Annotated in this window: 22 protein-coding genes; 17 read left to right on the forward strand and 5 right to left on the reverse strand. The window is 36.0% G+C overall.

Annotated elements, in window-relative coordinates; translation table 11 throughout:
* The first annotated feature begins 85 nt into the window (after window positions 1-85).
* The 5 genes from K8P03_RS05895 to rsmA all read left to right on the forward strand — a co-directional run bounded on the left by K8P03_RS05895 (window position 86) and on the right by rsmA (window position 5,360).
* Window positions 86-1,165 (forward strand): glycosyltransferase, encoded by a 1,080-nt coding sequence (locus tag K8P03_RS05895; protein ID WP_223419263.1) that lies wholly within the window; start codon window positions 86-88, stop codon window positions 1,163-1,165.
* Between the two features lie 121 nt (window positions 1,166-1,286).
* Entirely contained in the window at window positions 1,287-3,239 is a 1,953-nt protein-coding gene (gene metG, locus K8P03_RS05900) for a methionine--tRNA ligase (protein ID WP_223419265.1), read from the forward strand.
* Complete coding sequence (locus K8P03_RS05905; protein ID WP_223419267.1) at window positions 3,239-3,994, forward strand: TatD family hydrolase; 756 nt, start codon at window positions 3,239-3,241, stop codon at window positions 3,992-3,994. Before metG ends, K8P03_RS05905 begins: the two co-directional genes overlap by 1 nt.
* Entirely contained in the window at window positions 3,991-4,521 is a 531-nt protein-coding gene (gene rnmV, locus K8P03_RS05910) for a ribonuclease M5 (RefSeq protein ID WP_223419270.1), read from the forward strand. Before K8P03_RS05905 ends, rnmV begins: the two co-directional genes overlap by 4 nt.
* Window positions 4,518-5,360: a 16S rRNA (adenine(1518)-N(6)/adenine(1519)-N(6))-dimethyltransferase RsmA gene (rsmA, locus tag K8P03_RS05915; RefSeq protein WP_223419273.1), complete on the forward strand. Its 843-nt coding sequence runs from the start codon at window positions 4,518-4,520 to the stop codon at window positions 5,358-5,360. The genes rnmV and rsmA overlap by 4 nt, the downstream gene beginning before the upstream one ends.
* On the opposite strand, the gene K8P03_RS05920 is transcribed toward rsmA, so the two are convergent.
* Window positions 5,346-5,639 (reverse strand): hypothetical protein, encoded by a 294-nt coding sequence (locus tag K8P03_RS05920; RefSeq protein ID WP_223419275.1) that lies wholly within the window; start codon window positions 5,637-5,639, stop codon window positions 5,346-5,348. The two genes, rsmA and K8P03_RS05920, sit on opposite strands and share 15 nt — an antisense overlap.
* Window positions 5,640-5,769: 130 nt before the next feature.
* Between K8P03_RS05920 and K8P03_RS05925 the strand changes: the two genes are divergently transcribed.
* Window positions 5,770-5,997: a glutaredoxin family protein gene (locus tag K8P03_RS05925; protein ID WP_223419277.1), complete on the forward strand. Its 228-nt coding sequence runs from the start codon at window positions 5,770-5,772 to the stop codon at window positions 5,995-5,997.
* Window positions 5,998-6,048: 51 nt separating this feature from the next.
* Here the strand turns inward: K8P03_RS05925 and K8P03_RS05930 are convergent, their stop codons facing one another.
* Together K8P03_RS05930 and K8P03_RS05935 are read right to left on the reverse strand one after the other, a co-directional pair.
* On the reverse strand, window positions 6,049-8,055 hold the full coding sequence (locus tag K8P03_RS05930) for a DUF2971 domain-containing protein (protein WP_223419279.1): 2,007 nt from the start codon (window positions 8,053-8,055) through the stop codon (window positions 6,049-6,051).
* Window positions 8,056-8,130: 75 nt separating this feature from the next.
* Window positions 8,131-8,973: a hypothetical protein gene (locus tag K8P03_RS05935; RefSeq protein WP_223419281.1), complete on the reverse strand. Its 843-nt coding sequence runs from the start codon at window positions 8,971-8,973 to the stop codon at window positions 8,131-8,133.
* Window positions 8,974-9,114: 141 nt separating this feature from the next.
* Here K8P03_RS05935 and ilvA point away from each other — a divergent pair, with 141 nt between their 5' ends.
* The 7 genes from ilvA to K8P03_RS05970 all read left to right on the forward strand — a co-directional run bounded on the left by ilvA (window position 9,115) and on the right by K8P03_RS05970 (window position 17,485).
* Window positions 9,115-10,299 carry a threonine ammonia-lyase gene (gene ilvA / locus K8P03_RS05940; RefSeq protein ID WP_223419283.1) on the forward strand — a complete coding sequence of 395 codons (1,185 nt, stop codon included), beginning with the start codon at window positions 9,115-9,117 and terminating at the stop codon, window positions 10,297-10,299.
* Entirely contained in the window at window positions 10,296-11,726 is a 1,431-nt protein-coding gene (locus K8P03_RS05945; protein ID WP_449657921.1) for a UDP-N-acetylmuramoyl-L-alanyl-D-glutamate--2,6-diaminopimelate ligase, read from the forward strand. The genes ilvA and K8P03_RS05945 overlap by 4 nt, the downstream gene beginning before the upstream one ends.
* Window positions 11,723-12,946, forward strand: a complete 1,224-nt coding sequence (locus tag K8P03_RS05950) for an aminoacetone oxidase family FAD-binding enzyme (protein ID WP_223419285.1) — start codon at window positions 11,723-11,725, stop codon at window positions 12,944-12,946. The genes K8P03_RS05945 and K8P03_RS05950 overlap by 4 nt, the downstream gene beginning before the upstream one ends.
* Window positions 12,930-14,222: an NAD(P)H-dependent oxidoreductase gene (locus K8P03_RS05955; protein WP_223419287.1), complete on the forward strand. Its 1,293-nt coding sequence runs from the start codon at window positions 12,930-12,932 to the stop codon at window positions 14,220-14,222. The genes K8P03_RS05950 and K8P03_RS05955 overlap by 17 nt, the downstream gene beginning before the upstream one ends.
* 129 nt (window positions 14,223-14,351) lie before the next feature.
* Window positions 14,352-15,290: an ABC transporter ATP-binding protein gene (locus K8P03_RS05960; RefSeq protein ID WP_223419289.1), complete on the forward strand. Its 939-nt coding sequence runs from the start codon at window positions 14,352-14,354 to the stop codon at window positions 15,288-15,290.
* Between the two features lies 1 nt (window position 15,291).
* Window positions 15,292-16,389 carry an ABC transporter permease gene (locus K8P03_RS05965; RefSeq protein ID WP_223419291.1) on the forward strand — a complete coding sequence of 366 codons (1,098 nt, stop codon included), beginning with the start codon at window positions 15,292-15,294 and terminating at the stop codon, window positions 16,387-16,389.
* Complete coding sequence (locus K8P03_RS05970; RefSeq protein ID WP_223419293.1) at window positions 16,376-17,485, forward strand: ABC transporter permease; 1,110 nt, start codon at window positions 16,376-16,378, stop codon at window positions 17,483-17,485. The genes K8P03_RS05965 and K8P03_RS05970 overlap by 14 nt, the downstream gene beginning before the upstream one ends.
* 35 nt (window positions 17,486-17,520) lie before the next feature.
* Here the strand turns inward: K8P03_RS05970 and lepB are convergent, their stop codons facing one another.
* The gene (gene lepB, locus K8P03_RS05975) at window positions 17,521-18,060 is read right to left on the reverse strand and encodes a signal peptidase I (RefSeq protein WP_223419295.1); all 540 of its coding nucleotides are present in this window, start codon (window positions 18,058-18,060) and stop codon (window positions 17,521-17,523) included.
* A gap of 197 nt (window positions 18,061-18,257) precedes the next feature.
* Complete coding sequence (locus tag K8P03_RS05980) at window positions 18,258-19,439, reverse strand: NAD(P)/FAD-dependent oxidoreductase (protein ID WP_223419297.1); 1,182 nt, start codon at window positions 19,437-19,439, stop codon at window positions 18,258-18,260.
* 97 nt (window positions 19,440-19,536) lie between these two features.
* On the opposite strand from K8P03_RS05980, the gene K8P03_RS05985 reads away from it, so the two are divergent.
* The 4 genes from K8P03_RS05985 to K8P03_RS06000 are packed head-to-tail and all read left to right on the forward strand — an operon-like array spanning window position 19,537 to window position 23,654.
* Window positions 19,537-20,037: a GNAT family N-acetyltransferase gene (locus tag K8P03_RS05985; protein ID WP_223419300.1), complete on the forward strand. Its 501-nt coding sequence runs from the start codon at window positions 19,537-19,539 to the stop codon at window positions 20,035-20,037.
* Entirely contained in the window at window positions 20,034-22,595 is a 2,562-nt protein-coding gene (locus tag K8P03_RS05990; RefSeq protein ID WP_223419302.1) for an ATP-dependent DNA helicase, read from the forward strand. Before K8P03_RS05985 ends, K8P03_RS05990 begins: the two co-directional genes overlap by 4 nt.
* Window positions 22,596-22,635: 40 nt before the next feature.
* Window positions 22,636-22,962 carry a PadR family transcriptional regulator gene (locus tag K8P03_RS05995; RefSeq protein WP_223419304.1) on the forward strand — a complete coding sequence of 109 codons (327 nt, stop codon included), beginning with the start codon at window positions 22,636-22,638 and terminating at the stop codon, window positions 22,960-22,962.
* Window positions 22,959-23,654, forward strand: coding sequence for a 16S rRNA pseudouridine(516) synthase (locus tag K8P03_RS06000; protein WP_223419306.1), 696 nt, complete (start codon window positions 22,959-22,961; stop codon window positions 23,652-23,654). The genes K8P03_RS05995 and K8P03_RS06000 overlap by 4 nt, the downstream gene beginning before the upstream one ends.
* Window positions 23,655-23,723 lie beyond the last annotated feature (69 nt).

The raw sequence follows: 23,723 nt of genomic DNA on the forward strand, positions 1-23,723 counted from the left end.
AAAATTAACTATGGATTGATAGTAAAAATTTTATTGGGATAATTATTATAAGTGAAAGAAGATGATTTGGAGAATGAAGGTTTAGATGATTAGAGTAGTGCATGTTCTGGGAGACTTGTCTGTAGGCGGCGTAGAGAGTTTTATTATGTCGATTTACAGAAGGATAGATAGGGAAAAAATACAATTTGATTTTATAGTGCATAAGTTAGAAAATGATGCCTATCGTGAGGAGATAGAAAGACTTGGTGGAAGGATTTTTATTTTAGACAGGCTTGATTTTAAAAATCCCTTAAAATATATAAGGGACTTAGATGAGATTTTAGAAAATCATAAGGAAATTTCTATACTTCATTGTCATTTTAGGGGAACAGAGGCCCTCATTCTAAAAAAAGCAAAAAAACACGGTCTTATGACCATTTCTCATAACCACGGCGCTCAAAAATATTCTAAATTTAAAAGCCTTATAAGAAGTATTTTCAAAAAAGATGTGATAAAATATTCGGATTTGAAATTTGCTTGTTCAGATGAAGTTGGTAATGAGTTTTATAGTAAGGGAAATTTTATTAAGATTAATAATGGTATAGATCTTGAGAAATACAAATTTGATGAAGATATCCGCCAAAAAATAAGAAGTGAATTATCCCTATCTGATAAGTATGTTCTTATAAATGTAGGCAGCCTTTCAGATATAAAAAACCAAAAATTTTTAATTGGTCTTATGCCAGATCTTTTAGAGAAAAATCCTGATATTAGATTGGTTTTAGTAGGGGATGGACCTAAGAAAAGTGAACTTAAAGATTTATCCAAGGACTTAAGTGTCAAAGACCAAGTTATTTTCCTTGGAAATTCTGATAGGGTAAATGAGTTGCTAATGGCATCAGATATATTTTTATTTCCTTCTCTAAGAGAAGGCCTAGGCATTGCAGCCGTAGAAGCCCAAGCAAGCGGATTAGTTACCTTGCTATCGACAAATGTTCCAAGAGATACAGGGCTAACAAGTAGTGCAAGATTTATTGACCTGGATAGGGAAAAGTGGATTGATCAAATTATTAATAATAAATTAGATAGACAAGACAATATTGATCAGATAAGAAGCAAGGGCTATGATATAAGCGCTAGTGCAAGTGAGCTTTCCAGGATATATAAAAACTTAAGTAAAAAATAAATACAGTATTTTCAAAGTAAGCCCAGCTTCTGCTGGGCCTTTTTGTTTTTCAAGTCAAATTTCGATTTTTGAGAGCCTTTGAAGTATGATAAAAGGAGAATTATTTTTAGGAGATGACTAGATGACTAATAAGAAACCTTATTATATTACAACACCAATATATTATCCAAACTCCAATTTACATATAGGAAATACCTATACTTCTATAATTGCAGACGTTTTAAAAAGGTATAAGACTCTTTTGGGCTACGACGCCTACCTCGTAACAGGTACTGATGAGCACGGCCAAAAGATTATGGAATCTGCCCACGCTCACGGCAAAGAGCCTCAAGAATTTGTAGACAAAATCGCAACTGAGACCATCAAATTATGGGAAAAGCTTGATATAAACTACGACACCTTTATAAGATCTACTGGTAAACAACACGAAAAAGACGTAGTAGATATTTTCAACAAACTTTATGAGCAAGGCGATATTTATAAGGGAGAATACAAGGGATATTACTGCACACCTTGTGAAACTTTTTGGACCGAAAGCCAGTTAGAAGATGGAAAGTGCCCTGATTGTGGTAGGGACGTTAATTACCAAGAAGAGGAAACTTATTTCTTTAGATTATCCAAATATGCAGATAAACTCAAAGAACTATTCAAAGACCACCCAGAATTTCTTGAGCCTGCCTTCAGACAAAAGGAAATGCTTAATAACTTTATAAACAAGGGACTTGAAGACCTTTCTGTAACTAGAACTTCCTTTGACTGGGGAGTTGACGTGCCATTTGATAATAAGCACGTGGTTTATGTGTGGATTGATGCCCTTTCTTGCTATCTTTCTGCTATTGGCTATGGGGATGATAAGGAGAAATTTGAAAGATATTGGCCAGCTAGCGTTCATTTAATCGGTAAGGACATAGTGAGATTTCACACTATAATTTGGCCAGCACTTTTAATGGCCCTTGACCTTCCACTTCCAGAAAAAGTTTTTGCCCACGGTTGGATTTTGTTTGAAAACGACAAGATGAGCAAGTCTAAGGGTAATATCATGTATCCAGAGCCACTTGTAGAACTTTACGGCAACGACGCCCTTAAATACTTCATGCTAAGAGAATTTAACTTTGGATCTGACGGGGACTTTTCATCAAAGAAATTTATGGAAAGATATAACTCAGACCTTGTAAATGACCTCGGTAACCTTGTTTCAAGAACAACTTCAATGATTTCAAAATACAATGGTGGAGTGATTGAAAAGGGCACTGAAGAAGGTCAATTTGACGATGAATTAATCGCCCTTGCCAAGGAAACCTACACAAGATTTACAGAATTGATGGATTCTTTCAAATTCAACGAAGCTCTTGAAACAATTTGGAAGTTAATCCGTCGTGCCAATAAATATGTAGACGAAACTGAGCCATGGATCCTAGGCCGCGATGAGGAAAATCTTCCAAGATTAAACAGGGTTTTATATAACCTTGCAGAGACTTTAAGAATTGTCGCCCAACTAATAGAGCCAACCATGAAGGATACTACAAAATTAATCCTAGAAAAACTTGGCACAGATAACAAGGGCTTTGAATCTGCTAAGGAATTTGGTCTTCTAGAAGAAGGTTCAAAGGTATCTAAGGGCAAAAACCTCTTTGATAGGCTAGATGTAGATGAAGAATTAGTAAAACTTCACGATAAAAACAACGCCCTTATCCAAGAAAGACTTGCTGATAAAAAAGAAGAAGAACCAGCAGCAGAAGAAGAGGCTAAGCCAGAAATAGCTTACGAAGATTTCACCAAACTTGACCTAGTGGTAGGAAAAATTATCGAAGCAAATGACCATCCAAATGCTGATAAGCTCCTAGTTTTCAAGGTGGACATCGGATCTGAAATAAGAACAATTGTATCAGGCATCAAGAAATGGTACAAGGCAGAAGATTTAATCGGCAAAAATGTAATCGTGGTTAAAAATCTAGCTCCAAGAAAGATGCGCGGCATCGAATCCCAAGGCATGCTCCTTGCGGCAGATTTTGGTGAAGATTTGACCATGATTTCAACACTCGCCGACATCAAGCCAGGAAGCAAGGTTTCTTAATGAATTTAATTGATTCACACGCCCATTTAACAAGCGAAGAATTTAACGAAGACAGGCTCTTTATCCTAAGAGACCTGTCTAATTTCTCTATAGAAGCTGTGGTAAATCCGGGGACAAACCTTGAAAATTCAAGGGAAAATGTAAGGCTTGCCAAGGAATTTAAAAACTTCTATGCCCAGGTAGGAATTCATCCTTCAGATGTGGAAGAAATGGGAGAAGAAGACCTATCAGAGATTGAAAAACTCGCAGAAGACGCTGTAGCAATCGGGGAAATTGGCCTTGATTATTATTGGACAACAGAGACCAAAGACCTACAGAAAAAAGTTTTTATTGCCCAACTCGATATAGCAAGGAGACTCGGAAAACCAGTTGTAATCCACAATAGGGAAGCGACCGAAGATATAATGGAGATTTTGGCAAATTATAAGGACTTAAAGGTTCAAATCCACTGTTTTTCTACAAGCGAAGAAACTCTTAAAATCTTTATGGATTGGGGATTTTATATTTCAATAGGCGGAGTTGTGACCTATGGCAATGGCCTAAATGAAAAGGCTGCCGCAGCCCTTGTTCCAATTGAAAGATTAATGCTTGAAACTGACAGTCCTTACCTTACCCCAGATCCTTATAGGGGAATGAGAAATGACCCTCGAAAGATTATCGAAGTTGCAAGAAAAATTGCGGAAATTAGGGGAATGAAATTGTCGAAAGTTGCCAAGTGGACAAGTAAAAATGCTAGGGAGTTTTTTGGCCTATGATAAAAGAGACAATTGTAGTTGAAGGAAAAGACGATATAGCCAATGTCAAAAGGGCGGTAGACTGCGAAATGATTGCGACAAATGGGCTCGGTTTTGGCAAAGATTTAATAAATAGGCTCATAGAGATTAACGATAGGTGCGGGATAATTATCCTAACTGACCCAGACTATGCAGGAAAAAGAATCAGGGCAAGGCTTGCCCGCCACATCCCTACTGCAAAGCACGCCTACATTGACAGAAAAAAAGCTATCAAAAAGGGCGACCTGGGTGTGGAAAATGCTGATCCAGAAGTAATCATCGATGCCCTAAAAAGAGCCAAGGCTCAAGAAACCACTCGCAGGGATGAATTTACCATGGCAGATCTTGTGAAAAATGGTCTATCAATCGGCGAAGGCTCTCGAGAAAAAAGAGCCAAACTTGGCGAATTATTAGGGATTGGCTATTATAATTCCAAGGGACTTTTGGCCAAGCTAAATTCCTTTGGGGTAAGCCGAGAAGAATTTGAAAGGGCGGTAAAATCCTTATGAGAAAATTATATTCACCAAAGGTTGTAAAAGACATAATCGACCTCTACGGCTTTAGGTTTTCTAAATCTTTGGGCCAAAACTTTTTGATTGACAAAAATTTCGTCGATAAAATCGTAGATGGGGCTGACATTGCTGGCAAAAACGTAATTGAAGTTGGTCCTGGAATTGGGACAATCTCCTACGAAATGGCCAAAACTTGCAAAAAGCTCGTCCTAATAGAAATTGACGATAGCCTAATTCCAATCCTTGAAGAAAATATGTCCGACTTTGACAATGTAGAAATCATCCACCAAGACATTTTAAAAACTGATTTAAAAGAAATCCAAGACAAGTATTTTGGCGGAGAAGCCTTTGAGTTTGTGTCAAATCTGCCTTATTATATCACAACTCCAATTATAGAAAAAATCTTTGAAGAAGACCTTGATTGCCACTCTATGACCATCATGGTCCAAAAGGAAGTGGCAGACAGGATGCTTGCTACGGAAAAAGACAAGGACTATTCATCTTTGTCTGTCTTTGTAAAATATTATTCTGAGGCCAGGCTTTTAACCAAGGTACCAAAATCAGTCTTTATGCCTCAGCCAAAGATAGATTCGGCTGTTCTAAGGCTTGATTTAAGAATTTATGACGAAAATGTAAATAAAGAAAAAATATTTGCCTTAGTTAAGGCGGGTTTCCTAAAAAGACGCAAAACCATTCTAAATTCACTATCTGCGGTGGCAGAAAAAGATGATTTGAAAAAAGTTTTTGAAAAAACTGGTCTTAAGGAAAATCTCAGGGCAGAAAATCTTTCCCTTGATGATTATATAAAAATTGCAGATGAATTAGAAAATTTTTAGGCTAGAAGGGTCATAGAGCTCTTGATCTATGACTTCTTCTAGGCTTTTTTCTTTGATTTTTATTTTATCTAGAGATTCGAGAAGGGTCTTCCTATCGTCAAAATCAGCAAGGAAAGTATTGGTAAACTCGCCTTTTTGATTGGTAGAAAAAACCCATGCATTTTCGTGATTTTCATCTCCTAAATTATTTATAGAACAATTTATGTCATCAAAGATAAATTCAATTTCATGGCCGATTTTAAGTAGGTCCTTTAGTTTATTGTAGCTAATATCATCCATCTTTGCCTCCCAAGTTTTATTATTTTTATTTAGGGTATATTTATTATCTAGGATTTTGTCCTAAAATTATTATATATTATTTTCAAAAATTGGGTATAAATAAGTTAGAGAAAAAAGAAAGAGGGAATAAATGCACGATATTACAATTTATACATCAAATACTTGCGTATTTTGCAAGGCAGCTAAACAATATTTTAAGGAAAACAACATCGAATACACAGAAAAAAACATCGATGAAGATAAGGAAGCTGTAAATTACCTTATCGAAAAGGGTTACAGGGGAGTGCCTGTAATCAATATCGACGGCGAAGACGTTGTTGGTTTTGATAAGGAAGTTATCGAAGCGAAACTTAAATAAAAAAATCAGACCTGGATAACCAGGTCTTTTGTTTTGGAAATTTTCTACAGATTATCTGTATTTGATGTTGGAATTTACAGTTTCTATGTCTTTACCTAGGCAATATTTGATATAAGGAACTAGATAGTCCTTGTCGATTGCCTTTGGACCAAAGATTAGTCTTTGGTATCTTAATTCGTAGTCTGTAAGGTAGGTTCCCAAAAATGGAAGAGGGAAGTTTGGATTGTGGAATTTTATTTCCTTGAAATGGCAACGGGAATCGTCCTCATCAAGGTCAAGGACAATCCTGTATTCACCCTCATAGGCGTAGGCATCTTTCTTGAAATAATAGGAAATTTTATCAAGTTTTAAGAAAATTTCGTTGTTAAAGGTCCTTAAAAGTTGGCTTTTGTTGGACGCATCTTTTTTATAAATTTCTACAATTTTTCCTATATAGGCCTCGTAGTCTACTTTTAATTTCTTTAATAGACCGTTGATTTCATCGGACTTTTCGTTGTAATTAATGGCCTTATCTCCTATATAAAAGACTTTGACAAGCCTAACCATATCGTCATTTATGATTGACTTTATAAATTCTTTGGAAAACTCAAGGAAAACTCCCTTGGTGTCATCGGCATACTGCTTCCACATTGGAAGAGAATCTGCCATTGCCGATGCGGAAAGGAGGTAGATTTTGTTGTTGCCGTAGTTATTTAGGTTTATAAAATCCTCGTTGCCGTCGTTTAAATATTCAAAAAGGGCCTTGCCCTCCATTGGGTCATTTAGCATCCTAGCGTTGGTAAGCCTTAGCTTGTTCCTATAGATTTGGTCGACCTCCTCGATATCAGCGTCAATTAGATAACCTAAGCTGTCAAGGGAAGTGTAGTGGCCAATTGATAGCTTGTTTTCGGCATTTTTGAGGTTTTCATAGTCAGAAGGTTTGACTGTCAAAAGGTCAATAAGTTCCTCTATATCATAGGAAATGGCTTCTTCGTAGGCTCTGAGATTGTCTTCTTCTTGAGGCAAAATTTTATAAAAATTATTTAGTTTTTCAAAAATATTTAGGCTATCCCTAAATTCATATTCTAGAGGTGATAAGTATTCCTTATAAAAATCCTTGCTCTTCGCTTGGCTTTCAAAGTGGAGATTTCCAAGAACTTCAAGGGCCTGGTTTATAAATTCATAGATAATATTTATCTCAGGATCTTTTTTTATTTTCTTATTTATCGACGCGAAAATTTTAAAAATTTCTTCGGTTTTGCCAAAATCATTTAGGACGTTGGCAATTTTAAGGAAGGAAAGGTTGAAACCATCAAATTCCCTTAGGAGAGAATCCTTAATTATTGTATGGTAGCCCATGTTCTTGCCTGTGAAATAGTCACTTTTCTTTAAAATCAGATCATTTAGGCTAGTTAAAATCTCCCTGGTCTTTTTCTTTCCTAAAAAATTCACCATATTTAGGTAATAGGAAGGGTTTGAAAAGACTGAAATGTAGGAAGATAGGTCTTTTATCTGGTCATTTGATAAGGAAATGAGGCCTTCTTTTTCATTAAAATCTTCCTTCAATAAGTCATAGGCCCTATATTTAAGGCCCGAAATTTCTCTAGAATCTTTAAAACTTAGGTCTTCCTTGTATAATTTTATGTCGCCGAGTTTTAATTTTTCTTTTTGATTTGATCCAGAAAGGTAGGATACGTGGAATTTGGTATTGAACTTGTAGTCTATATCCTCGCTCATCTTTAAAAACAAAGACTCTTTGTAGATAGGAATTAGGTCTTTAAGGGCTGATTTGTTTTCATAAAAATTGAAGGATGTACCTTCCTTTAGGATTTTATCCTTGATTATAAGAGGAGATTTGCCGATAAAACCTATAAATTCATTGATTTTAAAGATTAAAATCCCATCAAGGTCTTTAAAAAAATTTGCTTTTAAGGCTGGTTCTTGGAGGATTTTTCTTAAAAAAATTTCGTCATAGGAATAAACTTTGGCAAATACCACTTCCTTGTTTATTTTATTTTCTTTTACATACTCTGGATCGTCCTTTAGAAGGTCGATTAGGATTTTTTCTAAATTTTCCATCTTTGCTCCATTCTTGATATTACTATACTAACAAAAAATATTTTTCATAAAAAAAAGCCCGCAAGGCTTGCGGGTCTAGTAAATATCGATTGATTGGACGGTGCCATTAAGGGCGTTTAATTTGATTGTATAGCCGTCGTTTGTTTTTAGATAATAGGCTTTGATTGTGGCTGAATCGTTTTTAGGGTCTTCTGTTAAAGCCTCTCCGAAATTCTTTTTTATGTCATAAACTGAATCTTCAAGCTTAATTCCCATGGTCTCAAAGTCCCTATTATTATTTATGACTGAGGCTGTAAGCTCTTTGATTACTGTATTTTCAATTTTTTCTTTGTCAGTATCAAGGTCGTAAAAGGCTTCCAAAAGGTAAAATTCCCTATAAACTTCGTTGTTAATCCCGTCTGTAAACCAGGTTGGCTTAGGCTCAAAAGAGTCTCCGACTCTTGAAATTGTAGCAACAAGCTTGCCGTCCTTTTCATTTAAAGAGTAGGTGAAACCATTTTTCTTGAAATCAGCAAGGCTAAGAGGGAATTTATAAAGTTCTCCCTCGATAATAAATGAAGAATCCCTCTTAAATTTGGTTGAATTGCCCTTTTTTGGTGCTGTTGTTACATAGGGATTTTGGGCAGGTTCTAAGGCCTTTTCTGTGGTTACTAAAATCGGATATGTAAAGGCCATAATAAGGTTTAGCATGGCGAGCAGAAGGATTTTATTTCCAAAGTGCTTATTTACCCCATCTATAAGGGCGATGATGGCGCCGATTGTGCCTAAGCCAGCGCAAAGCATGGAAGCAAACATAAGTGGCCTATCAAAACCAAATATATTAATATAAGAATACCTAAAGATAAAAGAAATTATTAGGACCAATAAACCGATGATTAGGGTTGCTTGGTAGATTTTTTTCTTGTCTATAAATTTCATATTTTTTCCTCGTTTTTTCGAAATCTTCACAATATTCTACACTTTTCTTAAAAAAATTACAATTCCGTGTTATAATTAAAATAGATAAGTGGGTTTACGAAAACCAGCTTAAATCTGTACTTAATTTTAAAAGGGGGACATATGTTCGATTTTAAACAAGCGAAGGCAAGAGTTGACGAGGTAATCAATCCTACACATTTAATTTATTCTGAGGTTTTTTCTGATTCATCAAATAATAACGTGTACATAAAGCCAGAAAACCTTCAAAAAACTGGTTCCTTCAAGCTAAGGGGAGCCTACAACAAATTGTCCAAATTAGACAAGGAAGCAGCAGATAAGGGAATTATTACAGCGTCTGCCGGCAACCACGCCCAAGGGGTGGCATTTTCTGCCCAAAAACTAGGCATGAAAGCTGTAATTTGTATGCCAGAGCATACTCCAATGATTAAAGTCGACGGTACTTTAAAATACGGAGCAGAAGTTGTTCTCTATGGGGCAAGCTTTGATGAATGTAAGGAACACGCCCTAAAACTTGCTGAAGAAAAAGGCTATACCTTCATCCCTCCTTTTGATGACCTAGACGTTATCGAAGGCCAGGGTACAATCGGTCTTGAAATTGTTGAAGAGCTTAAGTATGTCGACTACGTTTTGGTTCCAGTTGGCGGCGGTGGCCTTATTTCAGGTGTGGCTAAGTGCCTAAAGCAAATTTCACCACTAATCAAGGTAATTGGTGTTGAACCTTATTCTGCAAGGAGCATGAAAGAAGCCATCAAGCAAGGCCATATAGTCACCCTTGAAGGAGTTGACACAATCGCAGATGGTACAGCAGTTGCAACGGTTGGTAAGGCAAACTATGAGATTTGTAAGGATAATGTGGACGATTGGATTACAGTTACTGACGAAGAAATCCTCATGGCCTTTATCAAATTAATCGAAAAACACAAGCTAATTGCAGAACCATCAGGTATTCTTCCACTAGCAGCCCTTGATAAACTTAATTTCTTTAATAAAAATGTTGTCTGCCTAGTTTCTGGCGGCAATATCGATATGTCCTTTATTTCTCAACTAATTAACAGGGGTCTATATGAAACAGGACGTATCACAAGAATCGAAGTTGAGCTTCCAAATATACCAGGTAAGCTTCAAGGACTTCTAACAGAAATTGCCCAAACCAAGGCAAATGTCATTTCTATCGAGCACGACGGCTTTAAAGAAGCAAGCAGGTTTAAGAATATAAACGTAGTTCTAACCCTTGAAACCAACGGTATGGACCACGTTAAGAAAATCAGAGAAGTAATAGGCAAGAAGGGATATATCATACATTGATGAAACTAAGTGACTTAGTTAAGAAAATAAAATATTTAGAAATAAAACACGGAGCAGATTTTGAAATAAGGGAAGTTACTAATAATTCTCAAAAGGTGGGAGAAAACTATATCTTTGTAGCAGTTAAGGGATCTATTTTTGATGGCCACAAATATATTGACGAAGCAATCGAAAAGGGTGCCAAGGCTGTTATTCACACAGAAGAAGTGGAATATAGGGATGGGATCACCTATTTGAAGGTCGAAGACCCTAGGGAAACTTTGGCAGAAATTTCTAACCTAATTACAGACTTTCCATCAGAAAAATTAAATGTAATCGGAGTTACAGGCACAAATGGAAAAACCACTACATCAAAATTAATTGCCTATTTAATTGAAAAAATCTTTGGCCCTTGCGCCAACATCGGCACTGATGGGGCAAATGTAGGTGGGGAAATTATTGAAACTTCAAATACAACTCCAGATATAACTGAAATTAATAAGGTTTTAGAAAAGTGTCTTGAAAAGGGAATTAATTATGTGACCCTTGAAGCATCTAGCCATGGCCTAGTCCAAAAAAGACTCTCTGGTCTTCGCTTTAAAGTAGGAATTTTTAACAACCTTTCAACCGAACATCTCGATTACCACAAGACTATGGATGAGTATTTCAAGGCCAAGATGATTCTTTTTGAAAATTCAGAAATTACAATAGCAAATATAGATGATCCTTGGGGCGAAAAAGCTGTAAAACTCTACGAAAACACCCTCACCTTTGGAAAGTCTGAAAGGGCCAACATCAGAGCGACAGATGTGACAAAGACAAGTGAGGGAATTTCCTTTAAGGTTGACGGCGTTGACTTTTTTATAAGGACAATCGCAGACTTTGAACTTAATAATTATCTGGCAGCCATTTCCACACTTAAGATTTTGGGAGCAAGTTTGACAGAACTAAGCGAGGTAATAACAGACTTTCCAGGTGTTGGTTCAAGATTTGAATATATAGAAAATGACAAGGACCTAAATATAATTGTAGACTTTGCTCACACTCCAAGGGCCTTTGAGGAAATTTTTAAAACCCTACCAGAAGACAAGAAAAAAATTGCAGTTTTTGGTATCCAAGGCGATAGGAATGCTGAATTTAGAAACCTAATCGGAAAGACTGTTTCTGATTACGGGATTTACGCCATTGTCACTACAGATGACCCAAAATTTGATACTTACGAAAATATATCAAAGGATATAGTAGCTGGCATGGCAGAAAATTACGGTGCCTATACACTTATAAAGGACAGGAAAGATGCCATAGAAGCAGCCCTAAGAATGGCAAAACCAGGCGATTACGTCCTCTTTATGGGCAAGGGTGAGGAGAATTTCATAAAACTACATGGCAATGAAAAAACTCCTTGGAATGAAAAAGCGACCATCAGAGAGATTTTAGGAAAAATATGAAAACTCTACTAATAGGCGGAGGTGTGGCAGGCTTGTTTTTTGCCAATCTCTACGATGGAGACCTAACAATTGTCGAAAAAAATGATGTAGCTGGAAGGAAACTTCTTGCTACGGGCAACGGCAGGTGCAATTTCACAAACCTCAACCTTTCTTTAGATAATTTTCATTCCTCTGGGGGAGATTTTTATAAATATGCCCTAGAGAAATTCGACAACCAGGATTTGATAAATTTCCTAAATGATTTGGGAATTTTGACAACCTCACTTCCATCAGGTAGGTGCTATCCTCAGACCTTGAGTGCAAAGACAATTAGGGACATTTTGTATTTAAATGCGAGTGGAAAATTTCTTTTTGAAAGTCAAGTAAAAGACATTGACTTTAAAAAACATTTAGTAATTACAGATAAGGCCAAGATTTACTTTGATAAGCTAGTCATTGGCACAGGTGGGATTACCTTGCCAGGATCAGGATCAGATGGAAAAATTTTTGACATTCTAAGGCCCTACCATAAGGTCACAAGGCTAACCTACGGAATTACAAATTATAAAACAGAAAATCCCCTTTCAAAAAAAGCCAAGGGGGTGAGGGTATCTGCCAAGGCCAGTCTTTTTGTCGATGGTAAATTTATAAAAGAATCCAAAGACGACGTGATTTTTCAATCCTACGGTCTAACAGGCACTGCTATCCTAGACCTTTCAAATGAGATTTCCTATGGACTTGCGGATGGCAAAGATATTTGGGTTTGTCTTGATCTTTTGGTTGATTATAGCGAAAAGAAGCTAGCCGAAATCATAAAAAATCTAGGAGAAAAAAATAAAAACAAGACCATCGAAGAAGCTTTAATGGGTTTTTTGAACACAAAACTTATCATTGATGTCCTAAATAGGGTAAAATTAAAGGGTAAGATGAAGGTTAGCGGTATGACTTATGAGGAAATCAAAAAACTTATTAGGACTATCAAGGATTTAAGGTTTAAAATTACTGATATAAATGATGAGGAGAATGCCCAGGTTACCATAGGCGGTATTGATACTGACTTTGTAGATAAAGAAACTTTTGAATCCAAAATCATACCAAATCTTTACTTTATAGGCGAAGTCCTAGATGTGGACGGCGCTTGTGGAGGCTATAATATCCAGTGGGCCTACTCGTCTGCCAAGGCGTGTGCAATGGGCCTTTTAGGAAAGCACAGAGAGGAAATTAATGTTAAAGATAAATAGAAAGTTAAGAGAAATGAGAGATAATGGCGAAAGCATCAAGCTTGCAATCATTGGTTGCGGCAAGATGGGCGGATCTTTAATCAGCCAATTATCCAAACTTGACGCCATGGAAGTCAAATTAGTTGTAGATAGGAATCCAAGAAAGGCTATCAAAGCTTTGACCCAGGCAGGTATTTCCGAAGATAAGATTATCTATACAGATGATTATAACGAAGGCTACGAAGTCCTTGAAAAGGGCTATGTGGCTGTATCTACAAACTACAGACTTTCATACAAATTATTACAAATAAATGCAGTTGTGGATTGTACAGGCAATCCTCCTTTTGGGGCGGTAATCGCTCGTAAAACCATCCAATATCACAAACACATGATTAGTTTCAACGTTGAATGTGAGGCAACAGTTGGTCCTATTCTTCATGATATGGCCAAAAAAGCAGGTGTGGTTTATACAGGAATCTTAGGAGATGAACCAGGTGCAATTATGGAACTTGTGGACAATGCCTATGGCATGGGTCTTGAAGTCCTAGTAGCTGCCAAGGGTAAAAATAATCCACTCAACAACTACGCCACAGCAGAGCTTTTGGAAGAAGAAGCAAAATCTAAAAAACTTTCTCCAAGGATGCTAACAAGCTTTGTTGACGGCACAAATACCATGATAGAGTTAAACTCAGTATGTAACGCTCTTGGATTTTTGCCAGATACTTTTGGTTGCCATGGCATAAAAACAAGTCCTGACAAGGCTGTAGAAGACTTTAAGCTAAAAAAAGATGGGGGAGTTTTAAACTCATATGGAGTTGTGGATTTTTCCCCAGGAATGGCACCAGGCGTCTTTATAATCGTAACTAGCGACCAAGAAGATGTAAGAGATTTGATGAAGTTTTTAGGATTTGGAGATGGTCCAAATTATTTACTCTATAGGCCATACCACCTAACAAGTCTTGAAGCTCCAATTACTATCTACAATGCTGTTGTTGAAAATGAGCCAACTATAGCTCCAATTCACGGTCAAGTAGCAGATACAGTAGCAATAGCAAAAAGAGATATTAAAAAGGGTGAAAAACTAGAAGGAATCGGCTCTGACAAAGTCTTTGGTAAACTAACAAGCCATGACAGGTCCATAGAAGAAGACCTCCTTCCAATCGGTCTAATCACTCCAAAAACTGAAGCAATCGTTGATATTCCAAAAGATACCGTAATTGATATGTCTATGGTAAAAATCGACGAAAAGGCGACAATTACAAGACTAAGAAGAAGACAAAATTCTATGAAGCTATAAAATATTTTAATCCACAGGTGAAAAGCTTGTGGATTTTTTTAACATAAATTTTACAATAGATTTACTTATAATGAAAGAAAATTTATTATGATTAAGATAGACAAGTAGGTAATAAAATTTGGAGGTCTTATGGAGAATTTGATTGAAGTTAGGGGTCTTGTCAAAAAATATAAGGACCTAACAGCCCTTGATGGTCTTGATTTAGACGTCAAAAAAGGTCGTATTTTAGGGCTTTTGGGTCCAAATGGATCGGGAAAATCGACAACAATTAATTGCATGCTTAGTCTTTTAAAGAAAGACTCTGGCAGTGTGAAAATATATGGTAAGGAAATGAGTCCAGACGCCTACGATATAAAGAAAAAAATCGGGGTGGTTTTCCAAGACGTGGGCGTTTATGACGAGCTAAATGTCTATGAAAATATAGACTATTTTTGTGGTCTTTACATAAGGGATAAGAAGGAAAGAGAAGAACTAATTCAAAGGACTTTGGACCTAGTTGGCCTAAATGACTTTGTAAAATTTAAGCCCAAAAAACTTTCAGGAGGTCTTTTAAGAAGGCTAAATATTGCCTGTGGCATTGCCCACAGACCTGATATAATCATCCTCGATGAGCCGACTGTGGCTGTTGATCCCCAATCTAGGAATAACATTTTGGAGGGAATCAAAAAGCTAAACGAGGAAGGCTCTACTATTATTTACACCTCCCACTACATGGATGAGGTTGATTTTCTTTGCGATGACATAGTTATAATTGATAAGGGGAAAGTTATTGCAAATGGCACTTCAAATGAGTTAAAGGATATGATTGATGTTAGCGAAAAAATTTCCTTTGTGGCGGATGCCTTGACCGAAGCTGTTAAAGAAAAGCTTAGCAATATGGAACATATTATAGATTTTGCCTATAAGGATGGGACTTGCAAGATGACTTTTTCTAAAAGTGAAGAAAATCTTTTGAGCCTTGTTAGAATCTTAAGCGATAATAAAGTTTCTTATAGGTCTATTAATGTTGAAAAACCAAGTCTAAATGATGTTTTCTTAGACCTTACTGGCAAGGATTTGAGGGACTAGTATGTTTTGGCATTCTTTTAAAAATACTTTTAAATTTCTTTTAAGGGAAAAGGCCATGGTCTTTTGGGCCTTGGTTTTTCCGATGATTCTGGGAATGTTTTTCAAACTTGCTTTTGGAGGCATAAGTGATAATAACAAATTTGACCCTATTGATATTGGGGTGAGCGAAACTGCCTTTGAGGATCAAAATTTTAAAAATTTCCTAGAAGTTATGGAAGATGAGGATTATTTTAGGATTACAAAGGCAAAAGATGAAGGGATTTTAGATACAAATCCTGATGTCAGGGCCTATATAAAATCAAAGGATAAAATTATTACCAAAAAATCTGGCATCCAGGAAACTATTGTAGAGACAATTATAAATACCTACGTCCAAGAATCTGAGATGATAAAAAGGGCAATGGAAAAAAATCCTCAGACTGATATTTCCAAACTTTTAAATGTTGAAGACCACATCAAAGATGAGTCTAGGAAAAATATGGACCCTATAAATGCCTTTTTTTACACTTTGATAGGTATGACTACCATTTACGGCTACATGTGGGGCCTTTACGTAATCTACCAATACGAGGCAAATTTGTCTGTAAATGCCAAGAGAAATGCAGTAGCACCTATAAAAAAATCGGTAAGCTTATCAGCATCTGTCCTCGTTTCTTGGCTTATAAATTTCATAATCACCCTAGTTTTTATTTTCTACCTTGATAGAGCTCTTGGAGTTGATTTCGGGGATAGAAAGCCGCTTTTGATACTTCTAAGTCTGATTTCATCTCTAACAGGAGTTGCCTTTGGGATTTTTATAGGAGTTTCAAACAAGAAAAATATTGAATTTAAGATAAATCTTGGAATTGCAATTACCATGCTAATGAGTTTTCTATCGGGAATGATGATTTCAAGTATGAAAGTCATTATTCAAGAGAATTTCCCAATCCTAGGCAAAATCAATCCTGTGGCTGTGGTGACAGATGCGATTTATTCTTTGTATTATTACGATTCTACATCTAGGTTTTATGAAAATCTTGGTCTTTTAGTGCTTATAAGTGCTGTATTCTTGGCTGGATCTATGTTTTTTATGAGGGGTAAGGAATATGAGAGTCTTTAAAAATTATTTTAAAATAGCCATGGCCCATAAGGTCTCTATTATTCTATACACTTTAATTTTTCTTGCCATTCTTAGCTTTTCAACTAAGTCTGATAAGAATGATTTTTACACAGATGTAAGGCCTAATATTTATTTGAAAGATGAGGCAAAGACTGATTTATCAGAGGGACTTTATGATTATCTGGATAATAAAGCTGTGATTAAGAAAATGGATGAGTCACTTGTTGAAGATAAGCTTTTTTATCAGATAATAAGCGCAAGTCTTGTTATTCCAAAAGATTTTGACCAAACAAGGAAGGTGAATTTTAAACAGGCGCCTGATGATATGTACGGTATGGCTGTTAAAGAGCATGTAAACCAATACCTAAGCCAGGTTGATGCATATGAGAAAGTTGGTTTTGATACGAATGAAGCCATCAAATATACAAATAAAGATTTGGCAAAACAGGTAGATGTTAAAATAAAAAGCAAAGTCGATATTGCTGGGGAAGATGATTCGGTCTTTTATTTTAATTTCATCAATTACCTAATCCTAGCCCAGGTTCTTTTGATTGTATCAACAATAGTTAGCGTTTATAAAAAGAAAAGCTTAGCCATGAGAAATGGAGTAAGTCCAATGCCAAAGGCAAGGATGAATATGGAATTGATTTTAGGCCACATAAGCACAGGCCTTATAGTGTGGGCCCTTTATATTTTGCTATTTGTTATTCTCTACAAATACGATTTTTCTGCCGCCCACATAAATTTAATGGTGGTAAATTCTCTGGTTTTCACAATCAGTGTTGTGACCATGGCAGTTTTCATTTCGAGCCTAATATCAAATGAAAACACCATTTCAGGTGTCATGCAAGTTGTATCCTTGGGATCATCATTTTTGTGCGGTGCCTTTGTACCTCAAGCCCTACTTTCAAAAACCGCTTTGACACTAGGAAAAATTTTCCCATCCTATTACTATATTAAAAATAACGAACTCCTTTTAGAAAACCCTAGCTTTGGGACAATCTTGCCAAACATAGGGATAATGATAGCCTTTTCTCTAGCCTTTATCCTTATAAGCATGGGTATGAAAACAAAAGTAAACGACAAAATTTCATAAAAATAGCCCTCGCTTAAGCGAGGGTTTTTGAATTTTTAATTTAATTTTTTGATTTTATCAAAAGGCCAGATTCTAATAAGAGCCCTGCCTAGGAAATTTGTTTGGTGAACTGGGCCGAATTTTCTTGAGTCGTTTGATTTTGGCCTGTTATCGCCCACCATGAAGTACTCATCGTAGCCTAGGAACCACTGATTTTCACCCTTACTTTCAGTAAAATCTCCTGTTGTGTAATATGGTTCGTCAAGTTCATCACCATTTATATAAAACTTTCCATCCTTAAGGTCGACTTGGTCTCCTGGCATACCAATTATTCTTTTTACATAAAGTTTATTTTCTGTTGGGCTATGGAAGATTATCACATCCCCACGTTTATATTTGTGGGTAATATTTCTTGAGATTTTTTCAACCACAACTAAATCGTCGGTAAAGAGGGTATTTTCCATAGAATGTCCCGAAATGCGGGTCAGGTCTATTATGAAAAACTTGATGAAAAATGTAATCAGAAGGGCAATGGCAATGGTCTTCACCCAGTCTAAGATTTCTTTAAATATTTTTTTGATTTTTGATTCTGTCATATTTTTTAATTAACACTTACATAAGCAAGTAAGATTGTTATATTTCCTCCAATTTATTTATAATAAAATAACTAATTAAAGTAATTATAGCATATAAATAAGCTTTTTACAAAAATATATATTTATAAATTTGCTTCGCAAGATCTTAGTTAATTTCAGATAAAAAAGCCAGCACCATTTGGTACTGGCTTTTGTTTTTATAGGTCAAAAATTTCGCTGCCTAGTTTGGTTTCTTTTGGATCTACTCCTTCAAATACTATTTTTTTGACATCCATTTGGAATTTGATGTCGCCCCAGAGGATTCCGCCTACAAATTTATCACCGTTTTTAAAGAGTTTGTAGATTTTTTCTCCGTCTTCTTTTTTGACTTCTTCTATACCATCACCAGCATTTTGGCCTGCTGAAAATAGTTTGATATCGCCTAGCATGAGGGTGGAGAATGGTTTTGGTTGTTCATATAATTTATTATCGCCAGTCATGTTTGCACCTGCGATTTTACCCATTTCCATAGATGCTGTCCAAAGACCTATAGAGAAGTTTCCTATTTGGGCAACGTCGCCTGCAGCGTAGATGTCCTCATTTTCTACTTGTAGGTTTTCTCCAACAAGGATTCCCCTGTCTGTAGGGATATTTGAATTAGTAGCTATCTCTATATTTGCCCTAACACCTGCTTGGATCATGATAGCGTCAGCTACGAGTTCTGTGCCGTCGGTTAGTTTTAGACCACAAACCTTGCCGTCTTTTACTAGGATTTCTTCGCTGAATTTGCCTGTTAGGGTCTTCATTCCCATTTCATTTAGGGCCTTTTCTAATTTTTGTGAAAGGTCTTTGTCAAGTTGTCTTGCAAGAAGGTAGTCAAAGGCTTCAACTATTGTGATTTCAATGCCTAGGTGGGAAATAGAGTTGGCTGCTTCAAGGCCTAGGATACCGCCACCTATGATTATTAGCTTTTTCTTGTCGTTAAGGTATTCTTTGAAATGTTTTAAATCGTCTGAGCTTCTAATGGCAAAAACACCTTCTGCATCAGCATTTTTGATAGGTGGTACAAAAGCATGAGATCCTGTAGCTATCAAAAGCTTGCCGTATTCGTATTCTTGGCCGTCTTTTGCGATGGCTTTTTTATTTTCTTTGTCGATTTTTTCTATGTGGGTGTCAAGTTTGACTTCTATATTTTTTTCCTGATACCAGTTTTCTTTCTTTACAAGAATTTCCTCGTCTGTATAATCTTTTTCAATCAATTCTGAAAGTCTGGTTCTCCAATAAGTAAGGCCGTGTTCGTCTGAAACTATTAAAATTGAACCTTTTGGGTCATTTTTCCTTATTTCTTCAGCCGCTGAAAGACCGCTAATTCCGTTACCAATAATTAAATAATCGTACATATATTATCCTTTCTGTCTATTACTTAACAATATTATATCACTTTGAATAGACCTTAACAATCCTTAAGACCTTTCTTTAATAGAGTATAATGGATATATGAGGAAAGCAGAAATTAAAGATTTAAATAAAATTGTAAATATTATAGAAAATGCGAAAAAATCTTTAAAGGACGAGGGGATTGACCAATGGCAGATTGATTCTATGGATGAAGATTTTTTAGCAAGGCAAATTGCAACTGGCAAAGCCTTTGTTTATGAAGAGTTTGGTGTGGTTTGTGCCTATGCCTTTTTATCCGATGAGAAGGAGGAAGCCTATAAGCCTTGGGAGGATAACTTTGAAGGCAAAAAACCTCTTACTATCCACACCTTTGCGGTTGACCTAGATATGACCAAGAGAGGAATTGCTACAAAATTTTTTATAGATATTATAATCCATGCTGAGAAAAATTCTTTCGATGCCTTAAGGATTGATACCCATGAGGATAATTTCAAGATGCGTGGCCTAATTAATAAGCTCGGTTTTAGAAAGATTGGGCAAATTTATATTGACGAAGAAGGGACAAAAAAACCTAGAATTTGTTATGAGAGATTCTTATGATTAATGAAAGCCAAAGGATAATTATTGAAAAGGCCCAGACGCCTGCCGCTGTTATTGCAGGACCTGGGACAGGAAAGACCTACACGATTGTAAAAAAAGTCATTTCTTTAATCAAGAACCAGGGACTTAGTCCAAACAGGATTTTGATTACGACCTTTACAAAAAAAGCCGCAAGTGAGCTTCAAACAAGGATTATTTCTGAATTTAATAGGGAAGGGATCAAGACTGAACTTAAGGACATGATGATTGGCAATTTCCACTCTCTGGCCCTTGATTTTCTTGAAAAATATCCATCTCTTGATAGGCCTTTTTTGGATGCCAAGGTTATAGACCAGGTTGTCGAAGGCTATTTGATTGAAAAAAACCTAGACCTTTATAAAAATATAGAAGATTACGAAAAATACATAACCTATAACCATGCCTGGGAAATCAAGGGAATTTACGAAGAAATTACCAACAAACTCATGGATGTGGAAGAGCTTTTGAAGTCAGAAAATCCTAGGGAAGTTTTTGCTGGTAAAATTTTTCTAACCCACGAAAAGCTCCTCAGAGAAAAAAATCTGATTAATTTCCAGATGATATTGAGGGATTTTTACCTGCTTTTAAAAGATCCTGTTAGGGGAGAGGAAATTAGAAATGGAATTGATTTTGTAATTGTTGATGAATACCAAGATACAAACTATATCCAGCAAGAAATCGCCTTTTCTTTGGTAAAAGATAAGGAAATTATGGTTTTTGGTGACGACGACCAGTCCCTTTATTCTTTTAGGGGAGCAGATCCTAGAAATCTAACAGATTTTTCAGAAAAGTTTTTTAAGGCCAAGGGCCACAAGGCCTTTACCTACAAACTCGATATAAATTATAGGTCCAACCAAGCTATAATTGATAAGTCTTTAAAATGGCTTGATAATAAAGATTATGGTCAAAATAATAAAAAAACTTTGAGGTCTAATGACAAGGAAGCAAATCCAAATACAATTGTAAGGGCTAGGGCAAATGAGCTTAAAAACCTTGCAACAATAATTAGGATTTTAAAGCAGGACATAAATCTTGGCCAGATTGCATTTTTATTTCCTTCCTTAAACCACGCCTATGTTTCAAAACTCCAGTCTTATTTCGAAAAAGCTGGGATTAGGGTTTTGAATAAAAAATCTTCTCAGTTTTTTAAGAGGGATGAAATCAGGGGTTTTATCTACTTAATCTTGAAAATTGGTGGGATTAAAACCACCTATGAAGATCCTTCCACAATTTATGGTGGCTTTGCAAAAAATAAGGCCAAGTATAAAAACTACCTGCATTATCTAGGAAAAGATGAGACCCTAAAGGCAGATGGGGAAATTCAAAATTTCATAGAGGCCGAAAAAGAAAGTGATCTTTCAATTACCGATCTTTTTTATAAGGCAATGGGTCTTGAATATTTTAGAAAATTTTTAATAATGGACGAAGAGGACCTAGACGGAGCAAGAATTTTGGGAAATATTTCCACAATGATTAATCTTGCCAAGGACTTTGATGAAATTTTCAAGGCGCCAAATCCCAAGGCCCACTACCAAGAATTTATATCTTCATATTTGGAATATCTTTTTGTGTCAAGGTCCATAGAGGAATATGCAAATATAGATAGCCACAAGGAAGCAGTGAATTTCATGACTATCCACCAGGCTAAGGGACTTGAGTTTGAAGTTGTCTTTATATCGGGTCTTTACGATTCGCCAAAGCCTTCTAAACTTGGATTTTTAGCGGACTTTGACCCTGGTGACTATTCTTATGTTAAAGATTTTTACAGAAAATATTACACTGGCTTTACCAGGGCCAAAAATCTTTTGGTTCTTTTGGATAATAGCGAAGACTATAAGCTAAGCAAGTTTTCTGAATCCTTTCCAAGGTCATCAGCCATCAAGAGCCTTGATTTTGAAAGGACTGAGGAGAAAAAGGAAAAACCGATTTTAGCCTATACTACAGATATAGAAGTCTTTAGGACTTGCTCTTTGAAGTATAGATTTATAAGGAAATTAGATTTCAAAGCCCCATCCACAAGGGCCTTATCTTTTGGTACCAACACCCACAAGCTTGCAGAATATTACAGCCTGATGCCAAATGACAGGAAAAATCTTATGAAATTCCTTGAAAAAAATCCTCAATACAAAAACCCTCTTGAAAATTTCATCAAAAGAGACTTTGAAATAACTGGTGTTGAGACAAATTACAAACTCGACAGGAATTTTTATATCCTCCAAGGTAAGGTCGATTTAAGTCTTTCTGACGGGTCGATTGTGGATATAAAAACTGGATCATACAATGAGGACTTAATCCAAGCCTACAAGGGCCAGCTTATGACCTACAGGTGGCTGATTTTAGGCAACCATCATCATCTAAACAAGATGTATTTATATTTTATCGAGGAAGACAGGCTTATAGAAATTGAACCTACAGATTTTGACATAAATGAAATTGACAAGGTCGCTAGGATGATTGATAGGAATATCGGTTACAGGAGAACAGACGACATCGAATCTTGTAAATATTGCCAGATGAAGTATTTTTGCAAGAGAAATTGAAAGATAGCTACTATGTAATACAATATAGATAGGAGGCCTTATGATAGATACACAGATGTTAAAGGGGCTTATCGACGGAATAATCCTCCACATAATCAAAAACAAGGAAACCTATGGCTATGAAATCATTGAAGAACTCAAGCTAAATGGTTTTTACAATATGACAGAAGGCACAGTTTATCCAATACTCACAAGGCTCATCAAAAAAGGCCTAATAATAGGTACTTTCAAGGAATCAAAAAAGGGGCCAAGGAGAAAATATTACTATATAACAGAATCGGGTAGACGATATTTGGATGATTTTTACAAGTCCTATGACAGTTTGAAGGCTGCAATGGATAGGGTTTTAGAAAAGGGAAATAAATGAGAGTAGATAAGATGATTGGAAATACTGGTCTAGATACCAGGAAGAATATAAAAAGAAATGCCAAAAAAGGGGCACTTGTGATAAATGGAGAAATTGTCAAGGATTCTTCAGTTCAGGTAGATCCTATGGTTGACGAAGTTTTTTATATGGGCCATTTTGTGGAATATATAGAAAATCTTTACTTGATTTTAAACAAACCAGCTGGAGTCTTATCTGCAACTACAGACGTAGAAGAAACTGTAATAGATCTTTTGGATGACTTTTATCTTAACTATGATCTATCAATTGCAGGAAGGCTTGATAAGGACACAAGGGGCTTAATTATCCTTTCAACAGACGGGAAATTTATCCACAAGATAACAAGTCCAAATTCAAATATCACCAAAACTTATGAGGTCCAAACCCGAGACCCAATCGAAAAAAACTTGGTAGAAGAATTTAAAAAGGGAGTCTATATAAAGGAAGACGATTACACAGCAAGACCAGCTGAACTAATCATTACCGGAGAAAAGGAAGCAATAGTTAAGGTCATTGAAGGAAAATATCACCTAGTTAAAAGACTTTTTGCTAATCTTGGAAACCAGGTCATCGGCTTAAAGAGAACGGCTATCGGAGATTTAGTCTTAGATCCATATTTAAATGAAGGTGACTATAGGGAATTGACCCAAGCTGAGTTAGATTTATTCAAATAAATAAAATATTTTTATGAAAACACTTGCAAAAAAAGTAAAAGTGTGATATTATAATGATACATGATAATA

This window comes from Anaerococcus murdochii (assembly GCF_019957155.1).
GTDB lineage: Bacteria > Bacillota > Clostridia > Tissierellales > Peptoniphilaceae > Anaerococcus > Anaerococcus murdochii.